Genomic DNA, 16,892 nt, shown 5'->3' on the forward strand with positions numbered 1-16,892 from the left:
GTCCAATGGGTCCGAGGTCTGTGAAGCGCAGGTTTCCTGATGGACGGGTGGTGCGGAAGTGGCACGGCACGTCAATTGACGTGCGCTTTACCGTCGGGGCGTGCTGTGATCCTTCGTCATGGACCCCTCCGCCCTGTCCGACGCCGACCTCCTCGACCGCATGGCCCGCAACCTCGCGGAACGCGCCTGCCATCTGCACCGGACGATGCCGGGTGCCCGGGTCATCGACACCGGGGATCTCGTCGTCGCCGACAGCGGCCTCGACGACGACACCTTCAACATCGTCACCTCGGCCCGGTTCACCGAGACGAACGCGGCACGGCGGATCGCCGAGACGACCGCGTCACTGCCGGCGCGGCCGTTCTCCTGGTGGGTGGGCCCGACGTGCACGCCGCACGACCTGAGCGCACGGCTGACGGCGGCGGGGTGGGGGGCGTCGGAGCAGGAGGCGGCGATGTGGGTGGAGTTGGATGAGGTCGGGCCGGGCGCGGGCGCGCCGGAGGCGGACGATCGGCGGACGGGGGCGGTCGACTCGGCCGACCGGGACGACTCAGCCGACTCGGCCGGCCTGGACGACGCCGGGGCGCGAAGCGCCACCCCGTCCGCCGCCGCCCTGGACATCCGCCGCGTCACCACCCCCGCCCAACTCGCCCACTACGCCCGGATCCTCGCCGCCAACTGGACCCCGCCCTCGGACACGGTCCGCCGCTTCTACGCCCAGGCCGACGCCCTCGCCCCCGACTCCCCGGCCCACTACCTCGTCGGCTACACCGACGGCACCCCCGTCTGCACCGCCGAGGTCTTCCTCCACGCCGGGGTCGCCGGCATCTACAACATCGCCACCCTCGCCGCCCACCGCCGACGCGGATACGGCGGCGCCATCACCCTCGCCGCCCTCCGCACGGCCCGCGCCCACGGCCACCGCATCGCCGTCCTCCAGGCATCCCCTGAAGGGGAAACGGTCTATCGGCGCCTGGGGTTCCGTACCTGCGGCCGGTTCACGGAGCACGCGGTGACACCGTAGGCGCCCGGGCGCGATGCGCCTACAGGAACGCGAGGAACCGGTCGGTGAACTCGGCGGTGGTCGCGGTGCCGCCCAGGTCCCGCGTCCGTACGTCCGTCTCCGCCAGCATCCTCGCCATCGCCGCGGTGACCTCCTGCGCCGCCTCGGGATGGCCGAGGTGGTCCAGCATCAGCGCCGCCGACCAGATCGCGCCCAGCGGGTTGGCGACACCCTGGCCCGCGATGTCGGGGGCCGAGCCGTGGACCGGCTCGAACATCGAGGGGTACTCCCGCTCGGGGTTGAGGTTCGCGGACGGCGCGATGCCGATGGAACCGGCGACGGCGGCGGCCAGGTCGCTGAGGATGTCACCGAAGAGGTTGGAGGCGACGACGACGTCGTAACGCTGCGGCTGGAGCACGAACTTGGCGGCCAGCGCGTCGATGTGCTCCTGGTTCCAGGACACTTCGGGGAAGCGCTCGGCCCGCTCGGCGACGAGCTGGTCCCAGAACGGCATGGTGTGCACGATGCCGTTCGACTTCGTCGCGGACGTGAGCCGGCCACCCCGCCGCGCGGCGAGCCCGAAGGCGTGGTCGAGGACCCGGGTGACACCCGCGCGCGTGAACACGGCTTCCTGTACGGCGAGTTCCTCCGGGAACCCGGCGTTCATCCGGCCGCCGACCTCGCTGTACTCGCCCTCGCTGTTCTCCCGGACCACCACGAAGTCGACCTCCCCCGCACGGGCCCCGCGCACCGGGCTCTTGACGCCCTCGAAGACCCGGATCGGCCGGAGGTTGACGTACTGCCGAAACCCCCGCCGGATCGGGATCAGCAGCCCCCACAGCGAGACGTGGTCGGGCACCCCCGGGTACCCCACGGCCCCCAGCAGGATCGCGTCCTTGTCCCGGAGTCGGTCGAGCCCGTCGTCCGGCATCATCGCGCCCGCGCGCAGGTAGCGCTCGCAGGACCAGTCGTACGACGTGTAGGTCAGTCCGAAGCCGTGCCGGCGCCCGAGGAGGTCGAGCACCTGCTGGGCCGGGGGCAGGACTTCGGCGCCGATGCCGTCGCCGGGGATGAGGGCGATGTGGTGGTTGGTCATGCCGTCGATTCCAGCAAAGGGGCTGGTGGGGCGTCCAAGACGGAGTTCGGATCTGGCTGATAGGGGGTGCTTATCAGGCGGGTGAGCGGGGTGGCCCGGTGCCGGGCGCTAGACATCCGCGCCGCCCGCGCCCGCGTCGGCGACGGCCGTGCCGGCGGCGACCTCCAGGAACGCCGCAGCCGCAGGTGACAGCGCGTCGTGCCGGCTCACCAGCGCGATGTCCAGCACCGTCGGCGGCTCGATGTCCATGACGTGCACCCCCGTCTGCCGGGCGATGGCCCGCCACGACTCGGTGACGACGGCCGCCCCGACCCCGGCGAGCACCAACGGCAGCAGCGCCACCCGGTGCTCGGTCTCGACGGCCACGGTGAAGTCGACGCCCCGCGCGCGCAGGCCGTCGACGTACGCGCGCAGCCCCGTGCCGGGCTGCCCCACGATCAGCCGCTGCCCGGCCAGCTCCTCGCAGCGCACAGCCGTACGACCGGCCAGCGGACTGTCCGGCGGGACCATCAGCAGGAGCCGCTGCGGGCCCAGCGCGTGCACGGCGACCTCGCTCCCGGCCGGCGGCCCGACGGACGCCAGCAGCCCCAGCTCGACGGCGCCCGTCCGCACCATGTCGATCACCTCGCGGGGCGTCAGGGCGGCCCTGACCGCGACGCACACCCCCGGGTGACGCCGGCCGAACCCGGCGATCAGCGTGGTCAGCGGCTCCACCGCCTGCGACGGCGAACACGCCACATCCAGCCGCCCCGTACGCAGTTCGCGCACGGCTTCGACGCTCGACCGCGCCGTCCGCAGACTCCGTACGGCCTCGCGGGCCGGTCCGATGAGCGCCCGCCCCGCCTCCGTGAGGACGGCCCGGCGCCCGATCCGCTGGAAGAGGTCCGCACCGAGATCCCGCTCCAGCGCCCGCACAGCCTGCGACAGCGACGGCTGCGACACGTACGACGCCGTCGCGGCGCGGTGGAAGCCTCCGTGGTCGACGATCGCGAGGAAGTACTCCAACTGCCTGATGTCCACACACACCCCTTCGACCGGGCGCTCGCCCGGAACACCCCCATCGAAGCACCGGACGGGGAGCCCGTGGGGATGGACGAGCGCCCGGTCGGGGTCGGTGACGAGAACCCGTACCTGCCGGTGGGGCTGGTGCTGTTCCCGCTCGGCGCGGGGCACGCGGGCTCTCCGGAGACCGGTCCCGCTGCCCGGGTGTCTGCTGGCCACGTACGTGCAGGGCGGCCGGAGCCTCGCCGTGGCGGTCCGGGGCGGGACGGGCCGGGGAAGAAGCGAAGGGCCCGCCTCCTCGGCGGAGGCGGGCCGGGGGGTGAGGGAATGTCAGCCGACGGTGTAGGCGTAGGGGATGCCGGTCAGGACCGAGCCGGTGCGTTCGGCGAAGGCCGGGGTGTACGTCTCGACGTACAGGGTGCCGTGGACCACCGTTCCGGCCGGCGCGGACGGCTTGAGCGTGGCCTTGACGGTCACGGTGTCACCGGCCGCGACGAACACGGGGGTGACCGTGGAGCCGGGCAGCCACAGGTCGCCGGTGGGCGACTCGATCGCCGGGTCGAAGGACTTGGTGCGGGCCGTCAGCGTGACGTGACCGGTGCCCTGGGGCGCCGGGGCGGCGCCGAAGGGGCCGGCCGGGGTCAGCTCGGTGTACCAGTCACCGGGCGTGACTCCGGCGGCGGACAGCGACGCGGTCACGGTGTTGCCGGAGCGCGCGAAGCCCACGAGGTCGGGGGAGACCGTGGTGTGGGCCGTCTCCAGGTCGACGGGGGAGTCGGCGGTGCCGACGGCGGTGAGCCGGCTGGTGTGCCGGGGCACGCGCCAGTTCGCCGGGTCGGGGAACGGCAGCTGCGCGGTGGCGGAGCCGCTCGTCGGAGTCAGCGCGAGGTCGGTGTCCGTGGCGAGCCGGGGGTCGAGGAACAGGTACCGTCCGGCGGGCCCGGTGTTCTTCACCCGTACCGTCACCTCCCGCGCCGCGCCGCGCGCAAGCTTCTGCGCCGGGTCGCCCGGCAGACCGGTGGCCGTGACGCCGACGGTGTCGTAGCGGACGTGCCCGGTGACCCGGTCGGTGAAGTCCTTGCCGCTGACCGGGTTCGGCAGGACGACGAGCAGCCGCCAGCGTCCGGCGGCGGGCGCGTCGGCGGTGAGGCTCGCGGCGGTCGTGGGCGTGGTGCCGTCCGCGCCGGTCAGATTGGTGTCGGAGGCGGCGATCTGGCCCTCGGGGTCGACGAGGTAGTAGGCGAGCGTGGTGTCCGGGTCCTGCGCGGCGAGGTCGACGCTCAGGTTCCGGTGCCCGGCCGGGACGTCCAGGTCGTAGCCGAGGACCTGCCCGAAGACCCGCCCCACGCCTCCGGTGACCGTCGCCGTGAACGTGTCGCCCAGGAGGGTGCGCCGGGCGAGGGGCACGGACAGGTGGGTGCCGTCGGCCGCGTCGAACTGGAGGGACGCGGGAGCGTCCCCGGCCTGGGCCGGCAGCGGCACGTGGACGCCGAAGTCGGCGGTGGCGCCCGGCGCGATGGTCCGGGTGACCGCGGGAACCCCGGCGGAGGCGAACCCGTGCCCGGTGAACCGGAGCTTCACGGGCCCCCGGTAGGAGCCGGGCTTGATCGGCGGGTCGGCGAGATGGGCGCGCCCGTTGTTCCAGACGACCTTCGCCGTCCAGGTCCCGGCGACGGGGTGGTGGACGCCGACGTGCTGGTAGTCCGTGTAGCTGCCGTACCCGTCGTAGTCGTACGACATCTGCGTGAGCCGGCCCTCGGGGTCCACCAGGAACAGGGCGAGCGTGCCGGAGGAGCCGGTGCCGGGCCAGACCATCTCGGCGTCGAGCAGCGGGGTCCCGGCCGGGACGTCGAAGGTGACCGCCGGCGCGGCCAGGGCGCCCTCGGGAGCGCCGGTGTCCTGGGGGTCGCCGACCGTGGTGGTGCGGTCGGTGCGGAACGTCTCGGCGCCGACCGCGCGCGAGGTCATCGTGACCTGGCGGGGCAGGCTGCCGGTGTTGGTGAGGGAGAGCGTGGAGTCGTGGGCGCTGCCGGGCGCGCCGGTGACATTCACCTGGCTCACGGAGGGCAGGAGCCCGCCGTCGCCCTGCGCGGCCCGTACGGCGGCCTCGGTGTCGAGGAGCCCGGCGCCCTGTTCGTCGGCGGGGGAGTCCAGGTCGGTCGCGGTGCCCGTGAGGATGCCCTTGACCAGCGCGGGCGCCGGTCGCGCGCCGCCGTGGGCGTGCTCGTACGCCTCGATCACCAGCGCCGCCGCGCCCGCGACGAACGGGGCCGCCTGGCTGGTGCCGCCCCAGACGAGGGTGTCGCTGGTGCAGCCCGTGTAGTGCGGGTCGACCGTGCACGGCGCCATGCCGGCCTGCGCGGGGGCGACCAGGTCGACGAGCTTGCCGCCCTGGGTGGTGCCGCCGGAGGACAGCGCGGCGATGTCGTCGCTCGTGTACTTCGGATAGCCGTACGCCTGGGCGACCAGCCGGAAGGCGTTGGTGCCGCCCACGGTGATCGTGCCGGGGTCGCTGGCGGGGGCGCCGATCGTGCCGGAGGTCCCGGAGTCGCCGCTGCCGTGCACGACGGTCACCCCGGCGGCGACGGCCGCGCGGATCGCGAGGCGCAGCGGGTCGTCCGGGGTGTCGGGCAGCGCGCCGTAGTCGGTGGAGACGTTGATGACGTCGGCCTTCTCGTTCCACACGGCGTCGTCGATGGCGCGGGCCATCTGCGAGAGCCAGCCGCCCGAGTGCTCGCCCCACACCTTCAGGGCGACCAGGTCGGCGTCCGGGGCGAACCCGCGGATGCGGAACGTGCACCCCTTCGGGAGCCCGGAGTGCGGGAGTTCCTTCGCCAGGTCGTAGGTGCGGGCGCCCTGCGCGGCGATGGCCCCGGCGTCGCCGAACGCCTCGCCGCCGTCGCTGTGGTCGGCGGTGCCGTCGCCGGTGAAGTCCCGGACGGCGGAGATGACATGGCTGCCGTCGGGCCGGACGAACTCGGGGTTGGTGACATCGATGCCCTCGCTGAAGAACGCGACCTTCACGCCCTTGCCGGTCGCCCGGCGCTGCGCCGTATCGGCCTTGGTGAGGTGCAGCGCCTCGGGCTCGACGAGGGGATTGGCGGGATCCGCCGGGCACAGCCCGGACGCCGGGGTGGCCGTGGGGGAGGCGGAGGCGGCGTTCGCGGTGCGGCGGGGCGCGGGTATCCAGCGGTCCGGGACGACGGCGGCGACCGCGGGGTCGGCCGCGAGCCGGGAGCGTTCGGCCGCGGAGACGGTCGCGGCGACGGCGTTGACCGTGGTCAGACGCTGGAGGTGCGTCGCGCCGCTGCCCCGGAGGGCGTGGACCAGGGGGAGCTGGTCGTGGTCCAGTGCGTGCGCGCGCTGGGTCGCCCTGGCGCGCGGGAGGAGGCTCGGGTGCTGGTCGCGCAGCACGACGACGACGCGCTGCGTGGGGGTGGCTGAGGGGGGTGTGGGGGGTGTCTCGCCGGCTGCCGTGAGGCAGGACAGGACGGCGGCCACGACGGCGCCGGCGGCGAGTGCTCTTTTCGTGCTCACCCGACGATCGTTGATCGGAAAGTCCGCTTCAGCCCCATCAGAACGTCAGTTTTTGACAAAGAGATGGACAGGAGGAAGACGGGCGGCCGTGCTCCGCGCGGTGCGGCGAGAGCTTTCCTCCCGGCACCCCGACTGATATGTCAGCGGACAATTCGCGAGGTGTTTTCGCGGAGCTCTCGGGGAGGCCGGGACGGCACGCCGCGAGCCGTTCAGGGGGAGGCTCGCGGCGGCGGTGGCGTGCCGGTCAGGAGACCCGGGTCGGGCGGGGGCCGGCGACGGCCGCCGAGCGGGTCGTGTACTGGGGGCGGACCTGGGGCGGCCAGCAGTTGGGGACGAGGATGCCCAGGGCGTAGGCACGGGCGACGAGCGCCGACCGGTTGGGCGCCTTGAGCTTCCGGAGCATGGAGCTGACGTGGTACTCGACGCCGTGGCTGCTCAGGCCCAGGCGGGAGGCGAGCTGCTGCGTGGAGAGCCCGGCAGCGAGCCCTTCGAGGACGTGCGAGGGCACCTCGGCGAGCGCCGGGGGCGCGGGCAGCAGCGGCATCGGCGGACCGGCCGGGGTGTCGAGGCGGATCGAGGCGAGCGCGACGCACTCGGTGCAGGACAGATGGACGCTCGCGGAGATCGCGACGCAGGAGACCAGGCAGTCGACGGCCTCGCCCCGCGCGGTGACCATCGGCAGCGGGGCGCTGAACTGCGGCTGGGTGCCGGCGAGCAACTGGGCGAAGTGCTCGCGCAGGTGCGGCTGGGCCGCCTCGTGGAAGAACAGGGGGAACGACTGCCCCGCCGGCTCGGGGGAGTCGGCCAGGAACAGGTCGGTGAACGGCTTGTTCGCGGCGACCACGCGCAGCCGGGAGTCGACATGGACGACGCTCGGCGGGGAGCCGGGGCCGAGGGGCGACGCCCCGTCGCCGCCGGGGTGATCGGTGGTGTACCTGCCTTCGGGAGTGGCGGGCAAGGCGGTACCTCTTTCGCGGTGGTGGGGGGGTGCGTGGGGGTGCGGTGAGGGCTGCCGGGAAGTCGGATCGCTGGCAAGATCTGGCCGGAACAGGCGCCGGTCGGCCGAAAGGCAACGCCGCCGTCGGCGCGTGTGCGCCAAGGCTCTCGGCTGTGTCCGGCAACGGTTCGGCCGGTATGGTCGCACGGCCGACGCGCGCCCAAAAAGTCGGACGACGAATCTCTTGCGCGCTTTTTCACTGAGTGGAATGGTCGACACGTTTCACCAGCGGGCATTTAACCCTATTCAGGCGATTTGCCACCATCGACGTCAAAGCCGGACGGCTGACCGTTCCGGAGGCTGGTCGGATACCCGGATCATTGATTCCCCGGGAAGACCCAGTTCGCTCGGATTACCCGGCTGAATTCTTCGACTGAATTCATCGGCGACAACTCATGGGAACCGCTTCCGACACCGCCCACCGGGACCCCCGCGCCCGGCGGGCGGCGTCACGGGACGTATGTCAGCAGAGCACGATGGAGCCGGACCCGGGCAGCAGCGGGTCGTGCACCCACCCGTACGTTCCGTCGGTGACGTTCCTGAGGTACGTCCAGGAAGTCGAGCCGGTCCATACGTAGCAGTGGTAGTCGAGAAGGTCCCGGTTGTCGGCCCAGCCGACGATGCCGCAGGCCGTGCTGGGACCGGTGCGCATGTTGGCGGCCACACCCGCCGTCTGGTTCACATAGGCCCGGTTGTCGATGTCGGGGCCGCTCGTGCCGCATGCGGCGGACGCGGGCGTCGCCGTTCCCAGCACCGCCGTCGGTATGGCCAGCGCGGCCAGTGCCGCGAACGCGAGCCCACCGCTTGTGAGCCGGGATGCGGAGTTCCTGATCACTGTCTCCTCCTTGGTCGGGAGCGTTCCGAACACCCCGAACGCTCCCAGCCCCCCGCCACCCCGCCCAGGCAAGCCGCACGCAACTTCCCCGCAACTGACGCGATAGCCCCTCACGGTCGGGGCGCACCCCGGTGTCACAGTTGACCCGGGCGCGGGGAGCTGGGGGTGCCGATGCTCGGCGAGTTGCTGCGCGGCCACCGGCGCCGGCTGGGGCTCTCCCAGGAGGAACTGGCCGACCGGTCCGGCGTCAGCGTCCGCACGATCAGCCACGTGGAGACGGGCCGCATCGCGAGGCCACGCCTCACGACGGTACGGCAGCTCGCCGACGCCCTGGACCTGACCGGCCCCCCGCGCGCCGCGTTCCAGGAAGCCGCGACCGGCGCCGACCCCACCCCCGTACCGAACCAACTCCCGCCCGCCCACCTCCTGTTCACCGGCCGAACCGAACACCTCGCCCGCCTGGACGCGGCCCTGGACGGCGAACGGGCGATTTCGGCCATCATCGGCACCGCCGGCGTCGGCAAGACCGCCCTCGCCGTCCACTGGGCCCACCGGGTCGCCGACCGCTTCCCCGACGGCAGCCTCTACGTGAACCTGCGCGGCTTCCACCCCACCGCAGCCGCCGTCACCCCGGAGGAAGCCGTACGCGGCTTCCTCACCGCCCTCGACGTCCCCGCCGAACGCATCGACCGCGACCCCGAAGCCCAGGTCGGCCTCTACCGGAGCCTCCTGACCGGCAAACGCGTCCTCCTCCTGCTGGACAACGCCCGCGACGCCGAACAGGTCCGCCCCCTCCTGCCCGGCACCCCCGGCTGCCTCGCCCTGGTCACCAGCCGCAACCACCTCACCGGCCTCGTCGCGACGGAGGGCGCCCAGCCCGTCGTCCTCGACCTGCTCGCCGAGGACGAGGCCCGCCACCTCCTCGCCCGCAGACTCGGCCCCGCCCGCGTGCTGGACGCGCCGGACGCCGTCGGGGAGATCGTCACCCGGTGCGCCCGCCTGCCGCTGGCCCTCTCCGTCGTGGCCGCCCGCGCCGCGATGACACCGCAGTTCCCGCTCGCCACGTACGCCCGCGAACTGCGGGACGCCGGCGCCCGCCTCGACCCGTTCGCCGGCGACGACCCCCTGACGGACGTACGGGCCGTGTTCTCGTGGTCGTACCGCGGGCTCACCCCGCAGGCGGCCCGCCTCTTCCGGCTGTTCGGCCTGCACCCGGGCCCCGACCTCACCGTCCCCGCCGCCGCGAGCCTCACCGGCACCGACCGGGACACCGCCCGCGCCCTGCTCGCCGAACTGACCCGCGCCCACCTCCTCGACCAGCCCGCACCCGGCCGCCACAGCGCCCACGACCTGCTGCGCGCGTACGCCGCCGAACTGACCCGCCGCCACGACCCGGACCCGGACCGGCGCGCCGCACTGCGCAGACTGCTCGACCACCACCTGCACAGCGCGGCAGCCGCCTCCGAGGCGCTCAGCTGGTACCGCGACCCCGTCACCCTCGCCGCCCCCGACCCGGCCGTCACCCCCGAGACCCCCGCCGGCCACCGGCAGGCGCTCGACTGGTGCACGGCCGAACTGCCGAACCTCACCGCCGCCGTGCACACCGCCGCCCGCACCGGCTTCGAGACCCACGCCTGGCAGATCGCCTGGACCCTGGTCAGCTACTTCGACCTCGCCGGCCACTGGGCCGAATGGGCCGACACCCACGAGACGGCGCTGAGGGTGGCCCGCGCGAGCGCGGACACGGTCGGCGAGGCCCGCACCTGCCGCAACCTCGGCCGCGTCCGCTCCCGGCAGGGCCGCCACGAGGAGGCCATGGCCCGGCTGCACCGCTCACTGAGCCTGTGCCGCGACGCCGGCGACCTCGCCGGCCAGGCACAGGCGCTGCGCAACCTCGGCGGCATCGAGGGACGCCGCGGCAGGTACCCCGAGGCGCTCGACGACGCCCGGCAGGCCCTCGCCCTGTTCCGCGCGGCCGGACACCGCGTGGGAGAGGGCCGCGCCCTCAACCAGGTCGCCTGGTGGCTGTCCCACCTCGGCGACCACCGGGCCGCCGTCGAACACGGCCGGGAGTCCCTGCGCATCCTCCAGGACCTCGGCGACCGCGACGGCGAGGGCGCCACCTGGGACACCCTCGCCCACGCCCACCACCACCTCGGCGACCACCAGGAGGCGATCACCGGCTTCCGGCACGCCCTGCGCCTGCGCCGCGAACGCGGCGACCTCGCCGAGATCGCCGAGTCCCTCGACCACCTCGCCGCCACCCACCGCGACGCCGGCGACCCCGCAGCCGCCGTCCTCCTGTGGCGCGAGGCCCTGGAACTCCTCGACCGCCTCGGCCACCCCGACGCCCGCCGCCTGCGCGCACGGCTGCGCGAGACCGCCGACCCGCTGCCCGGCCCCGGACGCCACTGACCCGCCCACAGCACGGGGCAACGCGGACACGCCGAGACCGTCGGACAGTCGGCAGCGCCGACGCCGTACGCAGCCCGCGCGCCGCGTCCGGCAGAACCGGCCGCAACCGGATGAGCTACGTCACCTCCGCCGTCACGGGCTTCACCGGGGCCGAGCGCGACGGCGATCATGTCGTCCTCGAAGCCGACCACGGACGGGCCCGCTCCCGCCCGACGACCCCACGGTGGAGGTGCTGTGACCACGGCAGCCGCGACCCGCGCCTGGCTCCCCTTCGGCGAGGCCGCCCCGGACCGCCCCCGCCTGTTCTGCTACCCCAACGCGGGCGCCGGAGCAGCCGCGTTCGCCCCCTGGCGCGACCTCGCCCTGCCCGGCGTGGACATCTGCCCCCTCCAGCCGCCGGGCCGCGCCGAGCGCTACCGCCACCGACCCCACACCCACCTGGACCCCCTCCTCGACGACCTGATGGAGAGCCTGGACGGCCACTTCGCGGGCACCTACGCCCTGTACGGCCACAGCCTCGGCGCCCTCGTCGTCCACGAACTCGCCCGCCGCCTGCGCGCCGAGGGCGCCCCCGGCCCCGTCCACCTCTTCGTCTCCGGCCGCCCCGCCCCCCACCTGCCCGACACCCGCCCCCACCTGCACGCCCTGCCGGCCCCCGAACTCGTCCCGCACCTGCGGGAGATCGGCGGCACCCCCGAATCCGTCCTGGGCGACCCCGACCTGCTGGACGTCTTCCTGCCCACCCTGCGCGCCGACTTCGAGGTCAACGAGACCTACCGGCATGTCCCCGAGGCCGCCCTCACCACCCCGCTCACCGTCTTCGGCGCCACCCACGACCCACGCGCCGACGAACACGAACTGCGCGCCTGGTCCGGCCTGACCGAGGCCGAGTTCCGGCTGCGGATCTTCGACGGCGGCCACTTCTTCGTCACCCCCCACGCCCAGACCCTCGTCACCGAGATGACCGGAGCCCTGCGCACCTGACGGACACACGCCCGCCCCCCAACTCACGGACGGGGACACCCCATACGCCGGGAAGAGGTGCCTGCCTGGCCGCGCTGGGGCACCGGGTCGTCGTACGGGACATCGTCCCCGAGACGCCGCCGACGCCTTGGACGGGGCCGACGTCGCCTACATCTGCGTCGACTACGGCGGTTCCTGCTTCCCCAAGGACTCCCGCGCCCAGCGCGCCATGGCCTCCAACAGCGGCTACCCCTTCCAGCCGTTGTCGGCCGTCATCGAGGTCAACGGCCTCCAGCCCCGCCGCGCCGTCCAGCGGATCAGACAGGAACTCGGCGGCCTCGAAGGACGCCGTACCGCCCTGCTCGGCCTCACCTTCAAGCCCGACACCGACGACATGCGCGAGGCCCCCTCCTCCGTCATCGCCTCCCGCCTCCTCGCCGACGGCCGCAACGCCCTCGACCGGGACCGCCTGACCAGCCTCGGCCTGACCTGCATGGGAGCGGGCCGGGCCACGACCCGGCCCTGGCGCAGGCGGCGGTCACCGGGGCGTGCCTCTGGTGACCGCCTCGGCCTGGGTGAACCACTCGACGGTCCGCTTCAGCCCGTCGGACAGGGCGACGCGCGGCTCCCAGCCGAGCAGCGTGCGCGCCCGCGCGATGTCCGGTCTGCGGCGCCGGGGGTCGTCCGGATGCGGCGCGATGTACGTCAGCGGGGAGCGGCTGCCGGTGATCTCCACGATCAGCCCGGCGAGTTCGAGAACGGTGATCTCGTTCGGGTTGCCCAGGTTCACCGGGCCCGCCTCCGCGCTGTCCAGCAGCGCCACCAGCCCGTCGACCGTGTCGTCCACGTAGCACAGCGACCGCGTCTGGCGCCCGTCGCTCATCACCGACAGCGGCTCCCCGCGCAACGCCTGGGTGATGAAGGCCGGTACGACCCGGCCGTCGTCGGCGCGCATGAACGGGCCGTAGGAGTTGAAGATGCGGGCGATGCCCGTGCTGACCCCGAACTCCTTGCGGAACGCGACCGCCATCGCCTCGGAGAACCGCTTCGACTCGTCGTACACGGCACGCGGCCCGACCGGGTTCACGTTCCCCCAGTACTCCTCGGTCTGCGGATGGACCAGGGGATCGCCGTACACCTCGGACGTGGACGCCAGCAGGAAACGCGCGCCCTTCGCCCGGGCCAGCTCCAGCATGTTGTACGTGCCGTGGCCGCCCGCGCGCAGCGTGGCCACGGGCAGGTCGAAGTAGTCGACGGGGGACGCCGCGCACGCCAGATGTGCCACGGCCGACACCGGCCCGTCGATCGTCAGCGGCTCGGTGACGTCCGCCTCGACGAACCGGAACCGGGGGTGTCCGGCCAGGTCGGCGACGTTCGCCGGGCGGCCGGTGCACAGGTTGTCGACGCACACCACCTCCCGGCCCGCGCCGAGCAGGACACGGCACAGGTGGGAGCCGAGGAACCCGGCGCCGCCGGTCACCACGACCCGTCCGGTCCCGGGCGTGCCGCCCGTCGGTCGAGCAACGTCGCTCATGGCCAACTCCTTTGTCCGGTGGGAAACCTGAGGGTCACTCGAGCGCGCCGGGCGGGAATCGCGTACGGCCGCCGCCCCGAACCCCGGGACGGACAGGGCGAGGACGACGACGTCGACGGCCGGCGCGGTGATCCCGGTCGGCACCCCGTCGTACGGAACCCGTTCCGGGCCCGCGTCACCGACGTCGGCGAGCAGCCCCCCGTGGCCATGAAGGCGTGCCGCCGCCTCCCTGTCGTGCGTGGTGATCAATACCGTCACACCCCGTGCGTGCAGCGCCGTCAGCTGGTCGTACCCGGACAGCCTCGACGGCGGGTCGAGTCCCGTGGACGGTTCGTCGACGAACAGCGCCGACGGCTCGTGCGGCAGCGCGCGAGTGGTGTTCCCCCGCCGCTGCCGGCCGCCGGGCAGCTGACCGACCTCTGCCCCCGCCCGGTCCGCGAGCCCCCTCTCCCCCCGGCAGACCGTCCGCCCGGCGCCGCCGCTCGGTAGGCGACAGATCCGGGTACAGGCCGTACATCAACAGATTCTGACCGATCGTCAAGCTCCGGTCCAGGTGGTCGGCCGACCGGCCACGGCCGGCTCTCTCCGGATCCGTTCGACATGAACACCCCGCCCGTCCCCACAACGCGGTGATCGCCAAGAAGTTCAACCGACGTCGAAGAACAGGCGATGATGGGGAGGTGGCCGACAACACCGAAGGACAGCCGACGGGCCGTGCCCCCGAGCTGGCCGCCCTCCAGGACGCCGTGGCGCACGGCAGGACCCTGCTCCTGCTGGGCGACCCCGGCACCGGCAAGACCCGGCTCCTGACGACCGTCACGGACCGGGCCCGCGACCACGGCCACCTGGTCCTGACCGCGCGGGGCAGCGAAGCGGAGGCCCACCACTCCTTCGCCTCGCTGCACCAGCTCCTGCTGCCCCTCCTCACCCGCACGGCCACCCTCCCCACCCACCAGCGCACCGCCCTGGACACCGCCCTCGGCACAGCCCCCGCCGACACCCCGGCCGACCCGATGCTCCTGCGCCTGGCCGTCCTGACCCTCCTCACGGAGGCCGGGACCGAGGCCGAGGCCGAGGCAGGAGCCGAAGCCCGGCCGGAAGCCGAAGCCGGTACCAAGACCCCCAGCCGCCGCCTCCTCCTCACCGCCGACGACATCCAGCACTTCGACCGCGACTCCCTCGACGTCCTCGCCTTCGTCCTGCGCCGCACCACCCTCCCCGCCCTCCTCGCCGCCAGAGGCCAGACACCCCCCGACGGCGTCCCCGCCGACCTCCCCACGATCCTCCTGGGCCCCCTGTCCGACGAGGCCGCGGCCGATCTCCTCGACGCCCAGCCGCACGCCCCCACCGGCCGGGCCCGCAGCGAACTCCTCGGCCAGGCCCAGGGCAACCCCCTGGCCCTCATCGAGCTCTCCCGCGCGGCCCGGCAGGGCTTACTCCCCACCGGCACCCTCCCCCGGACGGACCGCATCCAACGCCTGTACGCCGCACGGCTGCCCGCCCTCCCCGACACCACCCGCCGCCTGCTCCTGTACGCGGCGGCCTCCCAGTACGAGGACCTGGTCACGGTCATGGAGGCGGCGGGCGCCGGAGACGACCTCACGGCGTGGGCCCCGGCGGAGGAAGCCGCCCTCGTGACGGTCGCCGACGGCCGCGTCCTCTTCCGCCACCCCCTGGCCCGCGCCGGCTGCTACCACGCCGCCCCCGCCCACCAGCGCCGGCAGGCGCACCGCGACCTCGCGGCGGCCCTCACCGACGACCCCTCCCGCCGGGCCTGGCACCTGGCGGCGGCCTGCCCCGGCCGCGACGAGACCGTGGCCGCAGCCCTGGAGGACACCGCCCGCCTCGCCGAACGCTGCGGCGGCTTCCACGCGGCGGCCCGCGCCCTGCAACGCGCCGCCGAGTGCAGCCCCGCCCCCGCCGACCGGGCCCGCCGCTACGCCAAGGCCCTGCACGCCGCCACCAACGCCGCCGACCCGTCCTGGGTACGGGAGCTGTACGACCAGGTCACCGCCCTCACCACCGACCGCGACGTCCTCTCCATGGCGGCCTGCGGCGTCGCGATGGCCCTCTCCCTGCACGGCCACCAGCGCCAGGCGACCCAGGTCCTCACCGGGGCCCTGGCCCCCACCCCGCCCACCTCGGGCATGACGGTGTTCGCGCTGGCCAGCGTCCTGGGCGCGGTCGCCTACCAGTCGGGCCTGCCCGAACCCCGCGCCCCCATCACCGCCCTCCTCGCGGGCGCCGGCGACCGGCACGGCGACACCCCGTACGCCGAACTGTCCAGCAACGGCAGCTGGGCCGCCGTCCGCGCCACCACCCTCGCCGCGGCCGACCCCACCCACGCCCCCGGCCTCCTGCGCGACATCCGCCGGGGCACCCCGGGCCCCGAACCGGCCGACCGGGTCGCCGACCTGACCTGGACCCTCGGCATCGCCGGCGCCGCCTGGTACGCCGACGAGTCCGACCTGTGCGTGGAGACGTTCCGCCAGGTGTACGAAGGGCTCAGCGCGTACGGCGCGATGGGTCCCGCCGTCCCCACGCTCACCGCGATGGCGGGCGCCCTCATCGACACCGGCCGCTGGGCGGAGGCGGACGAGCACCTCGAACGCGTCACCGCCCTCGCGGCCGTCCACGCCCTGACGTTCGTGCGGACCGACGTCGAGGCGCTGCGCGCGACGCTCCAAGCTCTGCGCGGCGGCCCCGGCGGCACCGGACTGGCATGGACGGCCGTCGACCTGGACGAGAACCGCGCCACCCACGCCCGCCTCCTGCGCGCGGAGGGCACCGCCGCGACGGCCGCAGGCGACCACGAGGCCGCGTACCGGCACTTGCGCGCCCTCTTCGGTGAGGACGGCACACCGCTGCACTACTTCCTGTCGCCGCGTTCGATCGCCGACCTCGCCGCAGCCGCCCACCGCACCGGCCGCCAGGAGGAGACGGCGCCCGTCGTCGACGCCGCCCGCATCGCCCTCGGCCCCCGCCCCACGACCCGCACGACGCTGCTCCTGCACCACGCCGCCGCCCTCACCGGCCCCGCGCGGGACGCCGAGCACCACTTCCGGCTCGCCACCGTCAACCCGGCCGCCGACCAGTGGCCGCTGGCCCGCGCCCAGGCGAGGCTGCACTACGCGCAGTGGCTGCGCCGACGCCGCCGCCCCCTCGACGCGCGCCCCCTGCTGGCGGTGGCCCTGGAGACGTTCACCCGGCTCGGCGCGGCCGGACTCGCGGAGGAGGCGCGGGTGGAGCTGCGGGCCAGCGGGGTCGGTACGGCACCGGTCCGCAGCGACCCGCTGGCCTCACTCACCGCCCAGCAGCGCGAGATCGTCCGGCTCGCGGCGAAGGGGCTGCGCAACCGGGAGATCGCGGAACGGCTCATGGTCTCGCCACGCACCGTCAGTTCCCACCTGTACCAGGTGTATCCGAAACTGGGGGTGAGCAGCCGCAACCAGCTCCGGGACCTCGTCGAGGAGCTGTGAGAGCCTGTGTCGCGCCCCGGCCGGACCGGCA

The 16,892-nt window shown here is 74.2% G+C and carries 10 protein-coding genes; 4 read left to right on the forward strand and 6 right to left on the reverse strand.

Annotated elements, in window-relative coordinates; genetic code table 11:
* The first annotated feature begins 160 nt into the window (after positions 1-160).
* Positions 161-1,024: a GNAT family N-acetyltransferase gene (locus PV682_RS18110; protein ID WP_319731060.1), complete on the forward strand. Its 864-nt coding sequence runs from the start codon at positions 161-163 to the stop codon at positions 1,022-1,024.
* 19 nt (positions 1,025-1,043) lie between these two features.
* Here the strand turns inward: PV682_RS18110 and PV682_RS18115 are convergent, their stop codons facing one another.
* The 5 genes from PV682_RS18115 to PV682_RS18135 all read right to left on the reverse strand — a co-directional run bounded on the left by PV682_RS18115 (position 1,044) and on the right by PV682_RS18135 (position 8,470).
* On the reverse strand, positions 1,044-2,099 hold the full coding sequence (locus tag PV682_RS18115; protein WP_319730970.1) for a tartrate dehydrogenase: 1,056 nt from the start codon (positions 2,097-2,099) through the stop codon (positions 1,044-1,046).
* A gap of 108 nt (positions 2,100-2,207) precedes the next feature.
* Positions 2,208-3,119 carry a LysR family transcriptional regulator gene (locus PV682_RS18120; RefSeq protein ID WP_319731062.1) on the reverse strand — a complete coding sequence of 304 codons (912 nt, stop codon included), beginning with the start codon at positions 3,117-3,119 and terminating at the stop codon, positions 2,208-2,210.
* 312 nt (positions 3,120-3,431) lie between these two features.
* Positions 3,432-6,638 carry a S8 family peptidase gene (locus tag PV682_RS18125; RefSeq protein ID WP_319730972.1) on the reverse strand — a complete coding sequence of 1,069 codons (3,207 nt, stop codon included), beginning with the start codon at positions 6,636-6,638 and terminating at the stop codon, positions 3,432-3,434.
* Positions 6,639-6,882: 244 nt separating this feature from the next.
* Entirely contained in the window at positions 6,883-7,596 is a 714-nt protein-coding gene (locus PV682_RS18130) for a PAS and helix-turn-helix domain-containing protein (RefSeq protein ID WP_319730974.1), read from the reverse strand.
* Positions 7,597-8,098: 502 nt separating this feature from the next.
* Entirely contained in the window at positions 8,099-8,470 is a 372-nt protein-coding gene (locus tag PV682_RS18135; RefSeq protein WP_319730976.1) for an SH3 domain-containing protein, read from the reverse strand.
* Positions 8,471-8,641: 171 nt separating this feature from the next.
* On the opposite strand from PV682_RS18135, the gene PV682_RS18140 reads away from it, so the two are divergent.
* Together PV682_RS18140 and PV682_RS18145 are read left to right on the forward strand one after the other, a co-directional pair.
* The gene (locus tag PV682_RS18140) at positions 8,642-10,885 is read left to right on the forward strand and encodes an ATP-binding protein (RefSeq protein ID WP_319731064.1); all 2,244 of its coding nucleotides are present in this window, start codon (positions 8,642-8,644) and stop codon (positions 10,883-10,885) included.
* Positions 10,886-11,119: 234 nt separating this feature from the next.
* Positions 11,120-11,869, forward strand: coding sequence for a thioesterase II family protein (locus tag PV682_RS18145; RefSeq protein WP_319730978.1), 750 nt, complete (start codon positions 11,120-11,122; stop codon positions 11,867-11,869).
* Positions 11,870-12,386: 517 nt separating this feature from the next.
* Here PV682_RS18145 and PV682_RS18150 read toward each other — a convergent pair.
* Positions 12,387-13,382, reverse strand: coding sequence for an NAD-dependent epimerase/dehydratase family protein (locus PV682_RS18150; protein ID WP_319731066.1), 996 nt, complete (start codon positions 13,380-13,382; stop codon positions 12,387-12,389).
* Between the two features lie 680 nt (positions 13,383-14,062).
* Between PV682_RS18150 and PV682_RS18155 the strand changes: the two genes are divergently transcribed.
* A complete protein-coding gene (locus tag PV682_RS18155; protein ID WP_319730980.1) occupies positions 14,063-16,861 on the forward strand; it encodes an AAA family ATPase in 2,799 nt (932 codons plus the stop codon).
* Positions 16,862-16,892: the final 31 nt, after the last annotated feature.

The sequence above is a fragment of the Streptomyces niveiscabiei genome (genome assembly GCF_033794345.1).
Lineage (GTDB): Bacteria > Actinomycetota > Actinomycetes > Streptomycetales > Streptomycetaceae > Streptomyces > Streptomyces niveiscabiei.